The following is an 18,169-nucleotide window of genomic DNA, read 5'->3' on the forward strand; positions in this document are numbered from 1 at the left end:
CAAATGAAAGTTTTGGAAAGCGCACGAAGCCCCCGACCGGGCAACACTGAATGCAGCAGCGAGAGACGGACCGGCCCTGCAGGCCGGTACCGGCTCCGTCGGCTTCACCCCATTCAGTCCACGCACCGATCCAGGAGCCCCCTCATGCAACGTCGCCAAATTCTGCAAGTCTCCGCCCTCAGCGCCCTGTCTGCCTCCCTGGGGCTGGCCGGTCGCAGCGCGCTGGCCCAGGCCGCCAATGGCCCGATCCAGTTTGCCTGCCCGGTGCCCATGTCTGGGGCGTTTGCCGCCAACGGCAAGTTTGCCGACCTGGGCATGCGCCTGGCCATCGAGCAATATGGCTCGGTGCTCAAGCGGCCGCTGGCCTACACCGTGCTGGACACCGAGGGCAAGCCGGCCACCGCCGTGCGCAAAGTGCAGGAATCGGCCCAGCAGCAGGGCACACGCTTCTTTGCCGGCGGCATTCTGTCGGGCGAGGCCCTGGCCATGGGCAAAGAGGCCGAGAAGGCCGGCGGCATCTTCGTGACCACCGCGGGTGCCGACGAGATCACCGGCCAGGACTGCAATGCGGCCACCTTCCGCTGGTCAGTGCCCACGTATGGCGCCATCGAGCAGACCGTGCGTCCCTTGACCGACCTGATGCCCAAGGCCAAGCGCTGGTACACCATCACGCCGCAGTACGTGTTTGGAGACGGCCTGCTGTCGGCGGCCAAGAACATCTTCAAGGAGAAAGGCATCGAGCACGTGGGCAACAGCTACCACTCGCTCGCCGAGAAGGAGTTCAGCGGCTACATCACCAACGCGATGGCCGCCAAGCCTGACGTGCTGTTGCTGCTCAACTTCGGTGCTCAGTGTGCCGACACACTGCGCCAGGCGATCAGCTTCGGCATGCACAAGAACATGACCATCCTGGTGGCCTGGGCCTCGGGCCTGGAGCAGTTCGAGTCACTCGGTGCCGACCTGTGCGAAGGCATTTATTTCGGCGCCCAGTATTGGCACACCGTCGACTCCGAGCTCAACCGCGATCTGGTCAAGCGCAGCAACGACAAGCTCAAGATCAACCCCAACTACAGCCTGGCGGGCTCCTACATCTGCACCAAGCTGATGATCGACGGCATCCTGAAGGCCGGCACGGTCGAGCCCAAGGCCGTGGTGGCCGCGCTGGAGGGCCTCAAGTACGCCGGCCTCACCGGTGAAGAGGAAGTGCGCAAGGCCGACCACCAGGTGCTCAAGAACTATTACCTGCTCAAGGGCAAGGCCAAGGCCCAGATGAAGAACAAGGACGACTACGTCGACGTGCTCAGCGCCGGCAAGTCCTTCCTGCCGGTCGACAAGACCGGCTGCAAGCGGGCCTGATCCCCCCGCCGCACGCGCGCTCCCCCTTCTCCGCCGCCCGCAACGCGTGCCCCCTGGGGCCGCGGGCGGACCTGCGGACCTGTCTTTCAACCTGATCAACGCATGAACATCTACCTGCTTCAGATCATCAACGGGGTCGGCATCGGCATGCTGTACTTCCTGTTGGCCGTGGGCTTGTCCATCGTGTTTGGACTGCTGCGTTTCGTCAACTTTGCCCACGGCGCCTTCTACCTGATTGGCGCCTATGCCTGCTACCAGATGACGCGCTGGGGCGTGAGCTACTGGCTCACCCTGCTGGCCGCACCGCTGCTGGTGGGGGCCCTGGGCTGGCTCACCGAGAAGGTGGTGCTGCGCCATGTGTATGCCAAGGCCCATGAGTTCCACATCCTGGTCACCGTCGGCCTGGCCCTGGCCGTGCAGGAACTGGTGATCCTGCAATGGGGCCCCCTGGGCGACAGCGTGGCGGTGCCCGACGCCCTGCAGGGCGTGGTCATGTGGGGAAGCTTTGTCTACCCCAAGTACCGGCTGTTCGTGATCGGTTTCACCGCCGCGCTGGCCGTGCTGCTGTGGTGGGTGCTGGAGGGCACGCGGCTGGGCAGTGCCGTGCGCGCCGGCAGTGAGTCGACCGAGATGGTCTCGCTGCTCGGCATCAATGTGCATCGCATCTTCAGCCTGGTGTTCGGCCTGGGGGCCGCCACGGCGGCGCTGGCCGGGGTGCTGGCGGCACCGATCCGGGGGGCCGAGCCTTTCATGGGCATCGAAGCGCTCTCGGTGGCCTTTGTGGTCGTGGTGGTGGGCGGTATGGGCAGCTTCAGCGGTGCGCTGTTGGGGGGGCTTTTGATCGGTGTCGTGCAAAGCCTGATGAGCACGGTCTGGCCCGAAGGGGCGCGTCTGATGATCTACATCGCCATGGCCGCGGTGCTGTTGCTGCGTCCGCATGGCCTGCTGGGCCGCAAGGAGTGAGTGAGATGAGCAAGAAGCAAACCCCATCCTCATGGCCGCGCCTTCGCGGGCCCCTGCTGCAGTTCTGGCTGGCCCTGGCCGTGGTGGCGGCCATGCCGCTGCTCATGCATTCGGGTTCACTGGCCAGTGAGGTGCTGATCTTCGGCCTGGCCGCCATGGGCTGCAATCTGCTGCTGGGCTACACCGGCCTGCTTTCGTTCGGCCAGGGCATCTTTTTTGGCCTGGGCAGCTACACGGTGGCCCTCACGCTGACCCGCTGGACCCTGCCCATGCCGCTGGCCCTGGTGCTGGCCATGGCCGTGGGCGCCCTGGGGGCGGCCGTGGTGGGCTGGGTGTCGATCCGGCAGAAGGGCACCTATTTCGTGATGCTCACGCTGGCCTTCTCGCAGATGTTCTATTTCATCGCCTACACCGCCACCGGCCTCACCGGGGGCGACAACGGCCTGATGGACATCCCGCGTCCCAGCGTCACGCTGATGGGCATGCCCCTGTGGAGCCTGGTCACGCCCTGGCAGTTCTATGGCTTTGTGGCGGCGCTCTTCATGTTGGTGTTCTGGGCCCTGCTCAAGGTGTCGCAGTCGATCTTCGGCCGCACGCTGCTGGCCGTGCGAGACAACGAAGAGCGCGCGGGCGCCATCGGCTACCCCCTGAAGCTGCTCAAGCTGCAGGCTTTTGTGATCTCGGGCGCCGTGACCGGTCTGGCTGGGGCCCTGCACGCCATGATGACAGGCTTGGCACCACTGTCGAATGCCGAACACCACACCAGCGAGATGATCCTGGTGATGACCGTGATCGGTGGCACCGGCAACTTGCTGGCCTCGGTGCTGGGCTCGGCCTTCTACCTGTTGCTGGGCGACTGGCTGTCGGCCCTGTGGCCGCGCTGGCTGCTGGTTCTGGGCCTGATCCTGATGGCCGTCAGTCTGTGGATGCAGCGCGGGCTGTGGGGCCTGGCCGAAAGCATTTGGAGGCGGCTGTCCCGCCAAGGAGAGCAGGCATGAGCGCCCCGATTCTGCTGGAGGCCAGTGGCCTCGAAAAACACTATGGCAAGTTTGCTGCCCTGGGGGGCGTCAACCTCAAGGTGCGGGCGCATACCGTGCACTCGGTCATCGGGCCCAATGGCGCGGGAAAGACCACGCTGTTCCACCTGTTGACGGGTACCAAATCGGTCAGCGCCGGGCGCATTGTGTTCGACGGCCACGATGTGACCCGGGAGCCCGACCACCGTCGCGTACAGCGAGGCATGGCCCGCTCGTTCCAGGTCACCAGCCTGTTCCTGAGTCTGCCGGTGCGCGAAAACCTGCGCCTGGCGGCCCAGGGCGTGGCGCCGCGTGCCGCCTTCAATGGCTGGCAGGCCCCGGTGGGCCCCAGGGCGCTGGCCGAGGTGGTGGACCGCGTGCTGGCGCGGGTGGGGCTGCAAGGACTGGCCGACACGCCGGCAGGCAACCTGTCGCATGGCCAGCAGCGTCGCCTTGAGGTGGGCATGGCGCTGGCGGCCCGGCCCAAGGCGATCTTTCTGGACGAGCCCACCTCGGGCATGGGCATCGACGACCTCGAGGAGATGAAGCACCTGATCCAGAGCCTGCGCGATGAGCACACCGTGGTGCTGATCGAGCACAACATGAACATCGTGATGGACATCTCCGACACCGTCACCGTGATGCAGGCCGGCAGGGTGCTGGCCGAAGGCCTGCCACACGACATCCGCAGCGACGACCGCGTGCGCGCGGCCTACCTGGGCAACATGATCACCGGAGGCAAGGCATGATTCTTTCGCTCAACGAGGTGCACGCCCACTATGGCAAAAGCCATGTGCTGCAGGGCGTGAGCCTGCATGTGAACAGCGGCGAACTGGTCACCCTGCTGGGCCGCAATGGGGCCGGCAAGACCACCACGCTGAAGACCATCGTCGGCGTGCTGCGGCCCAGCCAGGGCACGGTGCGCCTTTACGGGCACGAGCTGCAGGGCCTGGCCCCGCATGCCATCGCCCGGCAGGGGGCCTGTCTGGTGCCCGAGCACCGCGGCATCTTCAAGCTGCTGACGGTCGAGGAGAATCTGCTGTTGGGGCAGCGCCGCCACTCACCCTGGCAGTTGCAGGACATCTATCGCATCTTTCCGCGCCTGAAGGAGCGCCGCAAGAACGGCGGGGCCCAGTTGTCGGGCGGTGAGCAGCAGATGCTGGCCATCGGCCGGGCCTTGATGAACGACCCCAAGCTGCTGATGCTTGATGAGCCGGTGGAGGGCCTGGCCCCCGTCATCGTCGAAGAGATCGTGGCCCAGCTCAAGGTGATCAAGGCCGAGGGCGTGTCCATCCTGCTGGTGGAGCAAAACCTCGAGGTCTGCACCCAACTGGCCGACCGCCACCTGATCCTGGAGCAGGGGCGCATCGTCTACGAGGCCGACAACATCACTTTTCTGGCCGACACCGAGGTCAAGGACCGTTACCTCGGCGTGGGTCTTGCATGAGGACTCTTTGATGAAACTGCTGATTGCCCGACTCAACCACGAGACCAACACCTTCTCGCCTGTGCCCACGCCCCTGGCGGCGTTTGCCCCCACCTTTGGGGCTGAGGCGCTCCAGGCCCAGCAGGGCATGCGCACCGCGATGGCTGCGTTCCTGGACGCCGCCCAGGCCTTGGGCGCCGGGTGCATCACCCCGGTCTCGGCCACGGCCAACCCCAGCGGGCCGGTGCAGGCCCAGGCCTATACCGAGCTGTGTGACCGCATCGTGGCTGCCGCCCCGGGCTGCGACGCCATCCTGCTCGACCTGCACGGCGCCATGGTGGCCGAAAACAGTGCTGACGGCGAAGGCGATCTGCTGGCCAGGGTGCGTGCCGCCGCCCCCGGCGTGCCCATTGGCGTGGCGCTGGACCTTCACGGCAACATCACCGAGCGCATGGTGGACAACGCCGACGTGATGGTGGGCTTCAAGACCTACCCGCACATCGACATGTACGAGACCGGTGCCCATGTGGCCCGGTTGTTGCTCTCCATGCTGAAGGGCGGGCCGCGCTACGGCGTGCGCTGGCGCCCCCTGCCGCTGATGAGCCACACCCTGCGCAGCACCACGCTGGGCGGCGCCATGGCCCAGGCGGTGGAGCGCGCCAAGGCCCTGGAGGCCCAGGGCCTGCCGGCCATGACCGTGTTTGCGGGCTTCTCGCTGGCCGACATTGCGGCGCCCTGCGTCAGCGTGGTGGCCACGGTGCGGCTCGATGCCGAGGGCGAGGCCCAGGGCCAGCAGGCACTCGATGCGCTGGCCGATCAGATCTGGGCCCAGCGCCAGGGTTTCATCTATGACAGCGAGCCCCTGGCCGATTCGCTGCAGCGGGCCCAGGCCCTGGCCCAGGGGGCCACCCGGCCCGTGCTGCTGCTCGACCATGGCGACAACTGCATGTCGGGCGGCAGCTGCGACACCCTGGACGTGCTGCAGGCCGCCTGGGCCCAAGGCTTGAGTGGCATCACCGTGGGGCCTTTGTGCGACCCCGAGGCGGTGGCCGCTCTGATCGCGGCCGGCGAGGGGGCAGAGCTCAGCGTGCCGCTGGGCAACAAGGTGTCGCTGGCCGGCCTGGGCCTGCTCAAGACCCCCGTGCTGGTGCAAGGCCGGGTGCGCGCCATCAGCGATGGCAGCTACACGGTCAGCGGCCCGATCTACACTGGCCAGCGCTGCCACATGGGCCGCACCGTGTGGCTGGACACCGGCAGCACGCAGATCGTCGTCACCGAAACCCCGCACGAGCCCTGGGACCTCGGGGTGTTCAGCTGCGTCGGGCTGGATCCGCTGCTGGCCCGTTTTCTGCTGCTGAAGTCGCGCATGTACTGCCGCCCCGTGTTTGTGCCCCTGTCGGCCGGCCTGGTCGAATGCGACAGCCCGGGCGTGACCAGCTCCGATTTCAGTCTGTTCCCGTTCCGGCACGTGAAGCGGCCGGTGTTCCCGCTCGATGCGGTCTAAGAGCCTGCACTGCACGATTCAAAACCCATCTTCTTTCACCATGACCACTGCCAACCCCCAAACCCTGCGCATCAACGGCGAACGCCTGTGGGACAGCCTGATGACCCTGGCCCGCATCGGCGGCACCGACAAGGGCGGCGTGTGCCGTCTGGCCCTGACCGAGCTCGACCGCCAGGGCCGTGACCTGGTCGTGGGCTGGGCCCGCGACGCCGGCCTGAGCATCACCGTCGACCAGATCGGCAACGTCTTCATGCGCCGCCCCGGTCGCAACAACAGCCTGCCCCCCGTCATGACCGGCAGCCACATCGACACCCAGCCGACCGGCGGCAAGTTCGACGGCAACTACGGCGTGCTGGCCGGCCTGGAGGTGGTGCGCACCTTGAACGACCACGGCATCCAGACCGAGGCCCCGATCGAGGTCGCCTTCTGGACCAACGAAGAGGGCTCGCGCTTCGTGCCCGTGATGATGGGCTCGGGCGTGTTCGCCGGCGCCTTCACCCTGGAACACGCCTACGCCGCCACCGACACCGAGGGCAAGAGCGTCAAGGACGAGTTGGCCCGCATCGGCTACATCGGGGACCAAGTGCCGGGCCAGCACCCCATCGGCGCCTACTTTGAGACCCACATCGAGCAGGGCCCGGTGCTGGAGGACCACGACAAGACCATCGGCGTGGTCAGCGCGGTGCTGGGCATCCGCTGGTACGACTGCACCGTGACCGGCATGGAAGCCCACGCCGGCCCCACCCCCATGGGCCTGCGCAAGGACGCGTTGCAGGTCGCTACCCGCGTGATGCAAGAGGTGGTGGCCATCGGCAACCGCTACGCTCCGCACGGGCGTGGCACCGTGGGCATGGTCAACGTGCACCCCAACAGCCGCAACGTGATCCCGGGCCGGGTCAAGTTCTCGATGGACCTGCGCAACAGCACCGACGCCCTGGTTGACCAGATGGACGCCGACATCCGCGCCTACGCGGCCCAGGTGGCCGCCGAGACCGGGCTCAAGATCGAGGTCGAACTGGTGTCGCACTACCCGGCCCAGCCCTTCCACGCCGACTGTGTCAACGCGGTGCAGCGCGCCGCCGAGCGCCTGGGCTACAGCCACATGCCCGCCGTGTCAGGCGCGGGCCACGATGCCGTCTACATGGCCAAGCTGGCGCCCACGGGCATGATCTTCATCCCCTGCAAAGATGGCATCAGCCACAACGAGATCGAAGACGCCAAGCCCGAGCACATCACCGCCGGCTGCAACGTGCTGCTGCAGGCCATGCTGGAGCGGGCGGGCTGAAGGGGCGACTGTTTTCATAACTGAATTCTTCTTGCAGGGCGTGTACAGTCTCGTTCGACGGCTTCACCCCGCACAGTGCGGGTGAATTGCCGTCGAGGATCTGGACATGCTGGTCACCCGAATCAAACTCAAGAATTGGCGCAATTTCCGGGAATTGGACATTCCTTTGCGGGACGTTACGTATCTGTTGGGTCCCAATGCATCTGGTAAATCTAATTTATTGGATGCGTTGCGCTTCCTTCGTGACGTGAGCAAGCCCAAGGGCGGGGGATTGCAAACTGCCGTGGCAGATCGAGGTGGTATCAGCAAACTGCGTTGTCTTCACGCGCGGCGTGATCCGGAGGTGCGAATTGAGATTGAGCTGGCCTCTTCCCCGGATGCACCTTCTGAGTGGCGTTACAGCCTTGGTTTCAAACCTGAGGGCAAAGGTGCTCAGCGAATCTTGATTTCCAAAGAGGAGGTATGGCGTGGTCATACACTTCTGTTCAGCCGCCCGGATCGGAATGACCAGAGCGATCCGATGTTGTTGACACAGACCCGGCTGGAGCAAATTGCTGCCAACAGTGATTTCCGTGAATTGCCGGATTTTTTTGGTGCGATCACTTACCTCCATCTGGTGCCGCAGTTACTGAAATATTCGGAGAAACTGGGTGGTCAACGAATTGAAGATGATCCCTTTGGTCAGGGATTTCTTGAGCGCGTAGCCAGAACACCGGAAAGGACACGGACCGCCCGGTTGATCAAGATTGGCAAAGCCTTGAAGCTGGCCGTTCCTCAGTTTGAAGAATTGAGGTTCGTCAAGGACGAGTTGGGACACCCCCATTTGCAGGCTCTGTATGCCCATCATCGGCCGAATGCAGGTTGGCAGAATGAAGAGCATTTTTCAGACGGTACTCTGCGCCTCCTGGGCTTGCTGTGGTCCTTGCTGGATGGCTCATCTCTGTTGTTGCTTGAAGAGCCGGAGATTTCTCTGAATGACGCCATCGTCAAGGAAATCCCTCTCATCCTTCAGCGTTTGCAGCGTGATCGCAAAAACAGAAGACAGATCGTGCTCAGCACCCACAGTGAAGCCTTGTTGAGCAATCCTGGCATTGACGGGCGCGGTGTGGTCCTGCTGGAAACGGGGTCTCAAGGGACGACAGGCCGAACGCTGGGCAACGACGAGGCGGATGCCATGGAGGCGGGCTTTTCGGTGGCAGAAGTCGTGCTGCCCAAGACCCGCCCGACTCATGTTGATCAACTGGGGCTGTGGCAGTGACGGTCCTTTCCTTGGTGACTGAGGATGTCCTCAGTGAAGCGGTTGGCCTTCGATTGTTGGGCGAGGTCGGCATTCCTGCCCAGGATGTTCAATTATTGGGGCGAAGCGGATTCGGTTATCTGCGATCCAAAGTTGCCAGCTGGAAAGAGCTTGCCAGGAGACGGTATGTTCTTTTGTTGACCGATCTGGATCAATTGGCCTGTCCTGTGGCCATGCGTCAGAATTGGCTGGGAACAGATCCGATACCGCCCAAGCTATGGATGCGCATCGCTGTGCGAGAAGTCGAATCCTGGTTGCTTGCTGACCATGAGGGAATGCGCCAATTGATCGGATCCAGCGGCAAATTCCCCCCTGCCCCTGATGAATTACCTGACCCCAAAGCACATTTGTTGAGCTTGGCCAAACAGGCCCCCCGTCGGGTGCGTCAGGACTTGGTGAAGGAAAAGGGCGCTATGGCCAGTCAGGGGATTGGCTACAACACCTTGTTGTGTGATTGGGTTAGAACAGCATGGTGTGCAGAGCGAGCGGCTGAACGTTCTCCTAGCTTGGCACGAACACGCCAGCGCTTGCAGCATTTGCGCCAGAGCGTTTCATGAATCCGAGGCAGGTCTGCCATGGCCAGCCGGCACAGCCATCTGCCGCAACACCGCCATGAAGGCCAGCGTCGCCGGCGTGGGGGTCTCGCCCAGGCGGGTCAGCATGCCGTAGTCGGGCATGCGGTCGGGCAGGTCGACGGGGATGCGGGCCAGCAGGCCTTTGTCGATGTAGCGCTTGACCAAGGCGGTGGGCTGCAGCGACAGCATGTCGGTGGTCTGCATCATCTCCAGTGCAAACAGGAAAGAGGGCGTTTCCACCACCCCTGAGGTCAGGGCGAGGCCGTTGCGGCCGAAGATGTCGTCCGACACTTTGCGCACTGCGGTGGAGGCGGGGTAGAGAATCCAGGGCCAGTGCGACAGCTCGGCCATGTCCAGCTCACGCGCGCCCCGCAGCGGGTGATGCAGGCCACCCACCACTTGCAGCGGCTCATCCGAAAGGCGCTCGTAGTGGAACTGGCTGCGCTGCGATTCATCGGTGAAGCGACCGATCATCAGGTCGATCTTGCGCTCGGCCAGCCACACCACCAACTGGTCGCTGCTTTGCTCCAGCACCTTCAGCACCAGCAGGGGGCGCAGGCGCTGAATCTCGGCCACCGAGGCGATCAGCACATGGGCTGCCGAGCCCGTGATCGCGCCGATCGACAGGTGGCCATGACCGCCCTGTTTGAGGGCATTGAATTCATCCACAAACTTGCGGTGCCCGGCCAGCGCGCTGGCGGCATAGCGCAGCGTGAACAGGCCCAGTTCGTTGGGCCGCATGCCGCGCGACAGGCGTTCGAACAGGCGCGCTTCCAGGATCTCTTCGATGTCCATCAGGATCTTGGTGGCTGCGGGCTGGGTGATGTGCATCTGCTCGGCCGTCAGGCGCAGGTTGCGGGTCTGGCCCAGGATGTCCAGAAACTGCAGATGGCGAAAGCGCAGGCGGGCACAGGCCTGGGCCAGCGATAGGGGTTTACCCGAAATCGGGTCTGGACTCATCAGCATTTGGAATGGATGCTAGCAAAAAAGTCAGTGGACCCAGGGGCCTTGACTACCTAATCTCTCGCCTGCATCGAGAGGATCCATCAGAGATTCCTTGCTGCCGGTGGCCTGATCCGCCGTGGTCCAGACATTCCAAATTCGGAGACATTCATGCAATTCAAAGCCCTGGCCCTGGCGGCCACGATCCTGGCCGCTCTGGCCGCCCCGGTCTCGGCCCAGATCAAGGACCACGTGTTCAAGGTGGGCATCGGCCTCAACGAAGACCACCCCCAGGCCCTGGCGGTCAAGTACTTTGCCGAGCAGTTGTCGGCCAAGAGCGGCGGCAAGCTGGTGGCCAAGCTCTATGCCAGCGGCTCGCTGGGCAACGATGTCAGCATGACCTCGGCGCTGCGCGGCGGCACCCTCGAGATGACGGTGCCCGACACCTCCACCCTGATGTCGCTGATCAAGCCCTTCGGTGTGCTGAACCTGCCCCTGACCTTCAACAATGAGCAAGAGGCCGATGCCGTGCTGGATGGCCCCTTTGGCCAGAAGCTGCTCGCCAAGCTGCCTGAAAAAGGCCTGGTGGGACTGGGCTATTGGGAGAACGGCTTTCGCCACGTGACCAATTCGCGCCGGCCCATCACCAAGGCCGATGACCTGGTGGGGCTGAAGCTGCGCGTGATCCAGAGCCCGCTGTTCCTTGACACCTTCAGCGCCCTCGGCGCCAACGCCACGCCCATGCCTTTCACCGAGCTGTATTCGGCCATGGAACAGGCCGCGGTGGATGGGCAGGAGAACCCTTCGGCCACCATCCTGTCGAGCAAGTTCTACGAAGTGCAGAAGCACATGGTGCTGTCGCGCCACATGTACAGCACCTGGGCCCTGCTGATGTCCAAGAAGACCTGGGACGGCCTTTCGGCGCAAGAGCAGAAGATCGTGCAGGACGCTGCCCGCGAGGCCACGCTGTACGAGCGCAAGACCATCCGCGCCTTTGGCGACAAGGCCCTGGGCGAGCTCAAGAAGGTGGGCATGCAGGTGACCGAGCTGCCGGCGGCCGAGCAGGCCAAGATGCGCACCAAATTGCAGCCGGTGCTGGCCAAGTACGCCAAGGAGTTTGGTGAAGAGACCACGGGCGAACTCAACGCAGAACTGGCCAAGGTGCGCGGCACCGCCAAGTAAGGCGCCATCCCTTGTCGGGGCCGGTGCGCGGGCTGAGCCTGGCGCCGGGCCCCGGTGTTTCGTCTCTATTTCTTGCTGTACGCCATGGACAAAAAGCCCCAGCGCCCCTTCCGCTCGCGTGAGTGGTTTGCCGACCCCGAACGCTCGGACATGACCGCGCTCTACCTTGAACGCTTCATGAACTACGGGCTCACGCCCGAAGAGTTGCGCTCGGGCCGCCCCATCATCGGCATCGCCCAGACCGGCAGCGATCTGTCGCCCTGCAACCGCATCCACCTGGATCTGGCCAAGCGGGTACGTGACGGCATTCGCGATGCCGGCGGCATCCCGATGGAGTTCCCGGTGCACCCGATCTTCGAGAACTGTCGCCGCCCCACGGCTGCGTTGGACCGCAACCTGGCCTACCTGGGGCTGGTCGAGACCCTGTACGGTTACCCCATCGATGCCGTGGTGCTGACCACCGGCTGCGACAAGACCACGCCGGCCGGCATCATGGCCGCCTCCACCGTGGACATTCCCGCCATCGTGCTGTCGGGTGGCCCCATGCTCGACGGTTGGCACGACGGCGAGCTGGTGGGCTCGGGCACCGTGATCTGGCGCAGCCGCCGCCAACTGGCCGCCGGTGAGATCGATGAAGAAGAGTTTCTGCAGCGCGCCTGCAGCAGTGCCCCGTCGGCCGGCCATTGCAACACCATGGGCACGGCCTCCACCATGAATGCGGTGGCCGAGGCCCTGGGCCTGTCGCTGCCAGGGTGCGCCGCCATCCCGGCGCCTTACCGCGAACGCGGCCAGATGGCCTACGAGACCGGGCGGCGCATCGTCGAGATGGCCTATGAGGACCTGCGCCCGTCACGCATCCTGAGCCGCGAGAGCTTCCTCAACGCGCTGGCAGTGGTCAGCGCGGCAGGCGGCTCCAGCAACGCCCAGGTGCACATCATGGCCATGGCGCGGCACGCCGGTGTCGAATTGCATGCCCAGGACTGGACCCAGCACGCCTATGACCTGCCGCTGCTGCTCAATATGCAGCCTGCAGGCCAGTTTCTGGGCGAGCGCTTCTTTCGTGCCGGCGGGGTGCCGGCCCTGATGTGGGAGCTGTTGCAGGCCGGCCGCCTGAATGGCGATTGCCTGAGTGTGAGCGGCCAAAACATCGCCACCAACCTGCAAGGCCGCGAAACACGCGACCGCGAGGTGATCTACCCCTTCGCCCAACCTTTGATGCAGAAGGCTGGTTTCCTGGTGCTGGCGGGCAATCTGTTTGATTTCGGCATCCTCAAGACCTCGGTGATCTCTGAGGCCTTCCGTCAGCGCTACCTGAACCAGCCCAGGCAGGAGGGCGTGTTCGAGGCCCGCGCCGTGGTGTTCGAGGGGGCTGACGATTACCACGCGCGCATCAACGACCCCGCCCTCGACATCGACGAGGGCTGCATCCTGGTGATGCGTGGTGCCGGCCCCATCGGCTGGCCTGGCTCGGCCGAGGTGGTCAACATGCAGCCGCCCGATGCCCTGATCCGGCGCGGCATCAACACCCTGCCCACCTTGGGCGACGGACGCCAATCTGGCACGGCCGACAGCCCGTCCATCCTCAATGTCTCGCCCGAGAGCGCGGTGGGCGGTGGCTTGAGCTGGCTGCAAAGCGGCGACAGGCTGCGCATCGACCTCAACACCGGTCGCTGCGATGCCCTGGTGGCACCCGAAGAGATCGAGCGCCGCCGCCGCGAGCTACCCCCGCCGCCTGTGCCCCGCAGCCAGTCGCCCTGGGAGGCGCTGTACCGCGAGAAGACCGGCCAACTCGTGGACGGTGCCACGCTGGATTTTGCGTTGGACTACCGCCGGATCTCCGAGCACACCCCGCGCCACAACCACTGACGTTTTCAAGGATTCCGCCATGAGTTCCAACACAACGTCCACCGCAGCTGCGGTGGACGGTGCGGTCACGCACGCCCAGATTCTTCCCGACGACGGCCTGGCCGGCACCCTGGTGGGGCGCATCTGGCGCCCCGCCACCCTCCCAGGCGAACTGCCTGGCCCGGCCGTGGTGGCATTGCGCCCCGAGGGCGTGTTCGACCTGAGCCGGCGCTTTCCCACCATGAGCACCTTGCTCGATGCGCCCAACCCTGCCCAGGCCGTGCGCGAGGCACCCGGTCAGCGGGTGTGCAGCGTGGCCGACCTGCTGGGCAACAGCCAGCTTGGTGCCCGTGACAGCCAGGGGCCCTGGTTGCTGGCCCCGTGCGATCTGCAGGTGATCAAGGCGGCCGGTGTGACCTTTGCCGCCAGCCTGATCGAGCGCGTGATCGAAGAGCAGGCCCGCGGTGACGCCAGCCGCGCCCAGGGCCTGCGCAGCCAGGTGGTGGGCCTGATCGGCGAGAGCCTGGCCGACATCCGGCCCGGTTCGGAGCAGGCCATGGCCCTCAAGGCCCTGCTGCAGGACAAAGGCCTGTGGTCGCAGTACCTGGAGGTGGGCATCGGCCCCGACGCCGAGGTGTTCACCAAGGCCCCGGTACTGGCCTCGGTGGGCACGGGCGAGGACATCGGCATCCGCGCCGATTCGGCCTGGAACAACCCCGAGCCCGAGGTGGTCCTGGCCGTCAACAGCCGGGGCGACATCGTGGGCGCCACACTGGGCAACGACGTCAATCTGCGCGACATCGAAGGCCGCAGCGCGTTGTTGCTGGGCAAGGCCAAGGACAACAACGCCTCCTGTGCCATCGGGCCCTTCATCCGACTGTTCGATGCCGGATTCGGCCTGGACCAGGTGCGCCAGGAGACCGTGAACCTGCGCGTGGCCGGGCCCGATGGCTTTGAGCTGCGTGGCATCAACACCATGGCCAGCATCAGCCGCGATCCGGTCGATCTGGTGGCCCAGACCCTGGCCGCCCACCAGTACCCCGACGGCTTCATGCTGTTCCTGGGCACCCTGTTTGCCCCCATCGAAGACCGGGACCAGCCGGGCGGGGGGTTCACCCACAAGCTGGGCGATGTGGTCACCATCCAGAGCCGCTGGCTGGGGGCGCTGCACAACCGCGTGACGCACAGCGAAAGCGCCGCCCCCTGGCGCTTCGGCCTGCGTGCCTTCATCGCCAACCTGGCCGCCCGCGGTTTGCTGCAGGGCGGGGCGCTGTGAGTTGGGCGCTGTGAAGCTGGCCAGACGAGACGATTGAACTCAAAAACCGCCATGGTGGCCCAGCCACCGAAGGAGACAACAACATGCTCAATACCCTCATCGACCGGTACTGCCGGTTCATCAACCTGCTCATCGCGCTGGCCCTGGCCGTCATGGTGGTGCTGGTGTTCGGCAACGTGGTGCTGCGTTACGCCTTCAATTCGGGCATTGCCATCAGCGAAGAGCTGTCGCGCTGGCTCTTCGTCTGGATCACCTTCCTGGGCGCCGTCAGCGCCATCAAGGAGAACGCCCACCTGGGCACCGACATGCTGGTCTCGCGACTGCCGGTGGCGGGCAAGAAGGTCTGCATGGTGCTGGGGCAGGTGCTGATGCTCTACATCACCTGGCTGTTTTTTCAGGGCAGCTGGCAGCAGACCGTGATCAATTGGGACGTGGAAGCCCCGGTCACCGGTGCGTCCACGGCCATCTTCTATGCCTCTGGGGTGGTGTTCTCGGTGTGTGCAGCCGGCCTCATCGTGCTGCAGCTGCTGCGCGTGCTGACCGGCCAGCTCAGCGAGGCCGAGCTGGTGATGATCAAGGAATCCGAGGAGCAGGGCGAGCTGGAGGCCCTGCAGGCCGAGCTGGCGCGTGAGAACGCGGCCGGCCACGGCGCCAGCCACTCCCCCCTGGGCGACAAGCCCCTGCCGCACGCGGGCCGCTGAGCCGGCGCGATGCAGACGAGACCAAGAACAACACCGGAGACTGAAACATGACCGTATTGATTTTTCTGGGCGGCCTGGTGGGCGCCATGGCCCTGGGCATTCCGATTGCCTACGCCCTGCTGGCCAGTGGCGTGGGCCTGATGTGGCAGCTGGACCTGTTCGACGCCCAGATCCTGGCGCAGAACTTCATCAACGGGGCCGACAGCTTTCCGCTGCTGGCCGTGCCCTTCTTCATGCTGGCGGGCGAGATCATGAACGTGGGGGGGCTGTCCCAGCGCATCGTGAACTTCGCGCTGGCCCTGGTGGGGCATGTGAAGGGGGGGCTGGGCTACGTGGTGATCCTGGCGGCCTGCCTGCTGTCGTCCCTGTCCGGCTCGGCGGTGGCCGATGCGGCGGCCCTGACGGCGCTGCTGCTGCCCATGATGGTCAAGGCCGGGCACAAGAAAGAAGTGTCGGGCGGCCTGATCGCTGCCTCAGGGGTGATCGGCCCCATCATCCCCCCCAGCATCGGCTTTGTGATCTTCGGCGTGGCCGCCAACGTGTCGATCAGCAAGCTGTTCATCGCGGGCATCTTCCCCGGCATCATGATCGGGGCCGGCCTGGCCCTCACCTGGTGGTGGGTGGGCCGCAAGGAGCAACTGGCCCTGCCCGAGAAGAAGACCCAGGCCGAGATCTGGCGCGCCGCACGCGAGTCGGTCTGGGCGCTGACGCTGCCGGTGTTCATCCTGGTGGGCCTGCGCATGGGCGTGTTCACGCCCACCGAGGCGGCCGTGGTGGCGGCGGTGTACTCGCTGTTCGTGGCCACGGTCATCTACCGCGAGCTGCCCCTGTCGGCGCTGCTGCCCATCTTCACCACGGCGGCCAAGACCACCTCGGTGGTGATGTTCCTGGTGGCGGCGGCCATGGTGTCGTCGTGGCTGATCACGGTGGCCAACCTGCCCACCCAGATGGTCGAGCTGCTCAAGCCCTTCATGGGCAACCAGACCCTGCTGCTGGTGGCCATCATGGTGCTGGTGATGCTGGTCGGCACGGCGATGGACATGACCCCCACCATCCTGATCATGACCCCGGTGCTGATGCCCGTGATCAAGGCCGCCGGCATCGACCCGATCTACTTTGGCGTGCTGTTCATCATCAACAACTCGATCGGCCTGATCACCCCGCCGGTGGGCACCATCCTGAACGTGGTGGCCGGGGTAGGGCGCATGAAGATGGACGAGGTGACCCGCGGGGTCTGGCCCTTCATGGTGGCCGAGTTTGTGGTGATGTTCATCATGGTGGCTTTCCCCCAGACCGTGCTGGCGCCGCTGCGCTGGTTCACCGCCTGAGGCCATGACCCCGCTGATGGAGATGGTCATGACCGCAGCAACCCTTCCCCCGGCCCTGATGGCCGCCCTGCAGGCCGAACTGGGGCCCCAGGCCGTGCTGGTTGGTGCCGAGGCGCCAGAGCGCAATCACAACGACTACAGCGGCCTGCAACCCAGTCGACCCCTGGCCGTGCTGCGACCGGCCGACACCGCGGGTGTGGCGGCCGCGCTGCGCCTGTGCCGCCAGCATGGGGTGGCCGTGGTCCCGCAGGGTGGCCTGACCGGCCTGTGCGGCGGCGCCCGGGCCAGCGGATCGCAGATCGCACTGTCGCTGGAGCGCCTGGTGGGCATCGAGGAGATCGATCCGGCCGCGGCCACCCTCACGGTGCGGGCGGGCACCCCGCTGGAGGTGGTGCAGCAGGCGGCGGCCGAGGCGGGCTTTTTTTGCCCGCTGGACCTGGGGGCCCGCGGCTCGTGCAGCATCGGCGGCAACCTGGCCACCAATGCCGGCGGCAACCGCGTGATCCGCTACGGCATGGCACGCGAGATGGTGCTGGGCCTGGAGGTGGTGCTGGCCGATGGCACGGTGATCACCAGCCTCAACAAGATGATCAAGAACAACGCAGGCTTTGACCTCAAGCACCTGTTCATCGGCAGCGAAGGCACGCTGGGGGTGATCACCCGCGTGGTGCTGCGCCTGTACCCCAAGCCGGCCTCCACCCTGGTGGCGATGTGCGCGGTGCGCGACTACGCCGGGGTGCTCACCTTGCTGAACTCGGCGCGCCAGAACCTGGGGCCGTTGCTCTCGGCTTTCGAGGTGATGTGGCCCGAGTACTGGCAGTTCGCCACCACCCGGGTGCCTGGGGTGCGCAACCCCCTGCAGGGCGACAACAGCCCGCACGGCGCCTATGTGCTGGTCGAAGCCCTGGGCACCGATGAAGCCCACGACGCGCCACGCTTCGAGGCCTGGCTGGCCGGCCTGATGGAGACCGGCGTGCTGCCCAATGCGGCCCTGGCCCAGTCGTTGGCCGATGTGAAGGCTTTCTGGGCCGTGCGTGACGCCACGGGCGAGTTGCACCCCCAACTGCCCCACCATCTGGCCTTCGACGTCGGCCTGCCCGTGGCCCGCATGGACGACTACGTGAGCCGCTGCCGCCAGGCTTTGCAGGCGCGCATTCCCAACGCCTGCACCCTGTTCTACGGGCATGTGGGTGATGGCAACCTGCACATCATCGTGCACCAGGCGGGCGTGGCCGAACAGCCCAAGAGCCTGGTCGACGGCATTGTCTATGGGCTGGTGCGCGAGTACGGCGGCACGGTGTCGGCCGAGCACGGCATCGGTACGCTCAAGCGCGCCTGGCTGGGCCACGCGCGCAGCCCGGCCGAAATCGCCCTGATGCAATCCCTCAAACAGGCCCTGGACCCACAAGGCCTGCTCAACCCCGGCAAGGTGATCTGAACCCGGCCCCCCTCCATCCAACCCGAGGATCTGTC

16 protein-coding genes are annotated in these 18,169 nt (G+C 65.4%); 15 read left to right on the forward strand and 1 reads right to left on the reverse strand.

Annotated features, from left to right (window positions below):
• Positions 1-144 precede the first annotated feature (144 nt).
• From AC07VS_RS22300 to AC07VS_RS22340, 9 genes are all read left to right on the forward strand, one after another.
• On the forward strand, positions 145-1,356 hold the full coding sequence (locus AC07VS_RS22300) for an ABC transporter substrate-binding protein (protein WP_494752042.1): 1,212 nt from the start codon (positions 145-147) through the stop codon (positions 1,354-1,356).
• Between the two features lie 102 nt (positions 1,357-1,458).
• Positions 1,459-2,319: a branched-chain amino acid ABC transporter permease gene (locus tag AC07VS_RS22305; protein WP_492349817.1), complete on the forward strand. Its 861-nt coding sequence runs from the start codon at positions 1,459-1,461 to the stop codon at positions 2,317-2,319.
• A 92-nt stretch (positions 2,320-2,411) separates the two neighbouring features.
• Positions 2,412-3,317 carry a branched-chain amino acid ABC transporter permease gene (locus tag AC07VS_RS22310; protein WP_494752104.1) on the forward strand — a complete coding sequence of 302 codons (906 nt, stop codon included), beginning with the start codon at positions 2,412-2,414 and terminating at the stop codon, positions 3,315-3,317.
• Positions 3,314-4,084 carry an ABC transporter ATP-binding protein gene (locus tag AC07VS_RS22315; protein ID WP_494752043.1) on the forward strand — a complete coding sequence of 257 codons (771 nt, stop codon included), beginning with the start codon at positions 3,314-3,316 and terminating at the stop codon, positions 4,082-4,084. Before AC07VS_RS22310 ends, AC07VS_RS22315 begins: the two co-directional genes overlap by 4 nt.
• Positions 4,081-4,782: an ABC transporter ATP-binding protein gene (locus AC07VS_RS22320; RefSeq protein ID WP_494752044.1), complete on the forward strand. Its 702-nt coding sequence runs from the start codon at positions 4,081-4,083 to the stop codon at positions 4,780-4,782. Before AC07VS_RS22315 ends, AC07VS_RS22320 begins: the two co-directional genes overlap by 4 nt.
• A gap of 10 nt (positions 4,783-4,792) precedes the next feature.
• The gene (locus AC07VS_RS22325) at positions 4,793-6,265 is read left to right on the forward strand and encodes a M81 family metallopeptidase (RefSeq protein WP_494752045.1); all 1,473 of its coding nucleotides are present in this window, start codon (positions 4,793-4,795) and stop codon (positions 6,263-6,265) included.
• Positions 6,266-6,305: 40 nt separating this feature from the next.
• Complete coding sequence (locus AC07VS_RS22330; RefSeq protein WP_494658388.1) at positions 6,306-7,550, forward strand: Zn-dependent hydrolase; 1,245 nt, start codon at positions 6,306-6,308, stop codon at positions 7,548-7,550.
• Between the two features lie 106 nt (positions 7,551-7,656).
• Complete coding sequence (locus tag AC07VS_RS22335) at positions 7,657-8,808, forward strand: AAA family ATPase (RefSeq protein ID WP_494752046.1); 1,152 nt, start codon at positions 7,657-7,659, stop codon at positions 8,806-8,808.
• Positions 8,805-9,404, forward strand: a complete 600-nt coding sequence (locus tag AC07VS_RS22340) for a hypothetical protein (protein WP_494752047.1) — start codon at positions 8,805-8,807, stop codon at positions 9,402-9,404. Before AC07VS_RS22335 ends, AC07VS_RS22340 begins: the two co-directional genes overlap by 4 nt.
• On the opposite strand, the gene AC07VS_RS22345 is transcribed toward AC07VS_RS22340, so the two are convergent.
• Positions 9,399-10,382: a LysR family transcriptional regulator gene (locus tag AC07VS_RS22345; protein WP_494752105.1), complete on the reverse strand. Its 984-nt coding sequence runs from the start codon at positions 10,380-10,382 to the stop codon at positions 9,399-9,401. The genes AC07VS_RS22340 and AC07VS_RS22345 overlap by 6 nt on opposite strands.
• Before the next feature lie 153 nt (positions 10,383-10,535).
• On the opposite strand from AC07VS_RS22345, the gene AC07VS_RS22350 reads away from it, so the two are divergent.
• The 6 genes from AC07VS_RS22350 (at position 10,536) to AC07VS_RS22375 (ending at position 18,134) form a co-directional block, all read left to right on the forward strand.
• Positions 10,536-11,546, forward strand: coding sequence for a TRAP transporter substrate-binding protein (locus AC07VS_RS22350; RefSeq protein WP_492350301.1), 1,011 nt, complete (start codon positions 10,536-10,538; stop codon positions 11,544-11,546).
• A gap of 84 nt (positions 11,547-11,630) precedes the next feature.
• Positions 11,631-13,412 (forward strand): IlvD/Edd family dehydratase, encoded by a 1,782-nt coding sequence (locus AC07VS_RS22355; RefSeq protein ID WP_494752048.1) that lies wholly within the window; start codon positions 11,631-11,633, stop codon positions 13,410-13,412.
• A 19-nt stretch (positions 13,413-13,431) separates the two neighbouring features.
• Positions 13,432-14,667 (forward strand): fumarylacetoacetate hydrolase family protein, encoded by a 1,236-nt coding sequence (locus AC07VS_RS22360; protein ID WP_494752049.1) that lies wholly within the window; start codon positions 13,432-13,434, stop codon positions 14,665-14,667.
• An 83-nt stretch (positions 14,668-14,750) separates the two neighbouring features.
• Positions 14,751-15,368: a TRAP transporter small permease gene (locus AC07VS_RS22365; RefSeq protein ID WP_492350298.1), complete on the forward strand. Its 618-nt coding sequence runs from the start codon at positions 14,751-14,753 to the stop codon at positions 15,366-15,368.
• Between the two features lie 47 nt (positions 15,369-15,415).
• The gene (locus tag AC07VS_RS22370; protein WP_494658384.1) at positions 15,416-16,696 is read left to right on the forward strand and encodes a TRAP transporter large permease subunit; all 1,281 of its coding nucleotides are present in this window, start codon (positions 15,416-15,418) and stop codon (positions 16,694-16,696) included.
• A gap of 28 nt (positions 16,697-16,724) precedes the next feature.
• Positions 16,725-18,134, forward strand: coding sequence for an FAD-binding oxidoreductase (locus AC07VS_RS22375; RefSeq protein ID WP_494752050.1), 1,410 nt, complete (start codon positions 16,725-16,727; stop codon positions 18,132-18,134).
• The last annotated feature ends 35 nt before the right edge of the window (positions 18,135-18,169 follow it).

The organism is Curvibacter sp. GW821-FHT01G03 (assembly GCF_059422285.1).

Bases quoted from the DNA above. Each gene is read 5' to 3' on its own strand.
- AC07VS_RS22300 (WP_494752042.1), top strand. From the start codon at position 145: ATGCAACGTCGCCAAATTCTGCAAGTCTCCGCCCTCAGCGCCCTGTCT.
- AC07VS_RS22305 (WP_492349817.1), top strand. From the start codon at position 1,459: ATGAACATCTACCTGCTTCAGATCATCAACGGGGTCGGCATCGGCATG.
- AC07VS_RS22310 (WP_494752104.1), top strand. From the start codon at position 2,412: ATGCCGCTGCTCATGCATTCGGGTTCACTGGCCAGTGAGGTGCTGATC.
- AC07VS_RS22315 (WP_494752043.1), top strand. From the start codon at position 3,314: ATGAGCGCCCCGATTCTGCTGGAGGCCAGTGGCCTCGAAAAACACTAT.
- AC07VS_RS22320 (WP_494752044.1), top strand. From the start codon at position 4,081: ATGATTCTTTCGCTCAACGAGGTGCACGCCCACTATGGCAAAAGCCAT.
- AC07VS_RS22325 (WP_494752045.1), top strand. From the start codon at position 4,793: ATGAAACTGCTGATTGCCCGACTCAACCACGAGACCAACACCTTCTCG.
- AC07VS_RS22330 (WP_494658388.1), top strand. From the start codon at position 6,306: ATGACCACTGCCAACCCCCAAACCCTGCGCATCAACGGCGAACGCCTG.
- AC07VS_RS22335 (WP_494752046.1), top strand. From the start codon at position 7,657: ATGCTGGTCACCCGAATCAAACTCAAGAATTGGCGCAATTTCCGGGAA.
- AC07VS_RS22345 (WP_494752105.1), bottom strand. From the start codon at position 10,382: ATGAGTCCAGACCCGATTTCGGGTAAACCCCTATCGCTGGCCCAGGCC.
- AC07VS_RS22350 (WP_492350301.1), top strand. From the start codon at position 10,536: ATGCAATTCAAAGCCCTGGCCCTGGCGGCCACGATCCTGGCCGCTCTG.
- AC07VS_RS22355 (WP_494752048.1), top strand. From the start codon at position 11,631: ATGGACAAAAAGCCCCAGCGCCCCTTCCGCTCGCGTGAGTGGTTTGCC.
- AC07VS_RS22360 (WP_494752049.1), top strand. From the start codon at position 13,432: ATGAGTTCCAACACAACGTCCACCGCAGCTGCGGTGGACGGTGCGGTC.
- AC07VS_RS22365 (WP_492350298.1), top strand. From the start codon at position 14,751: ATGCTCAATACCCTCATCGACCGGTACTGCCGGTTCATCAACCTGCTC.
- AC07VS_RS22370 (WP_494658384.1), top strand. From the start codon at position 15,416: ATGACCGTATTGATTTTTCTGGGCGGCCTGGTGGGCGCCATGGCCCTG.
- AC07VS_RS22375 (WP_494752050.1), top strand. From the start codon at position 16,725: ATGACCGCAGCAACCCTTCCCCCGGCCCTGATGGCCGCCCTGCAGGCC.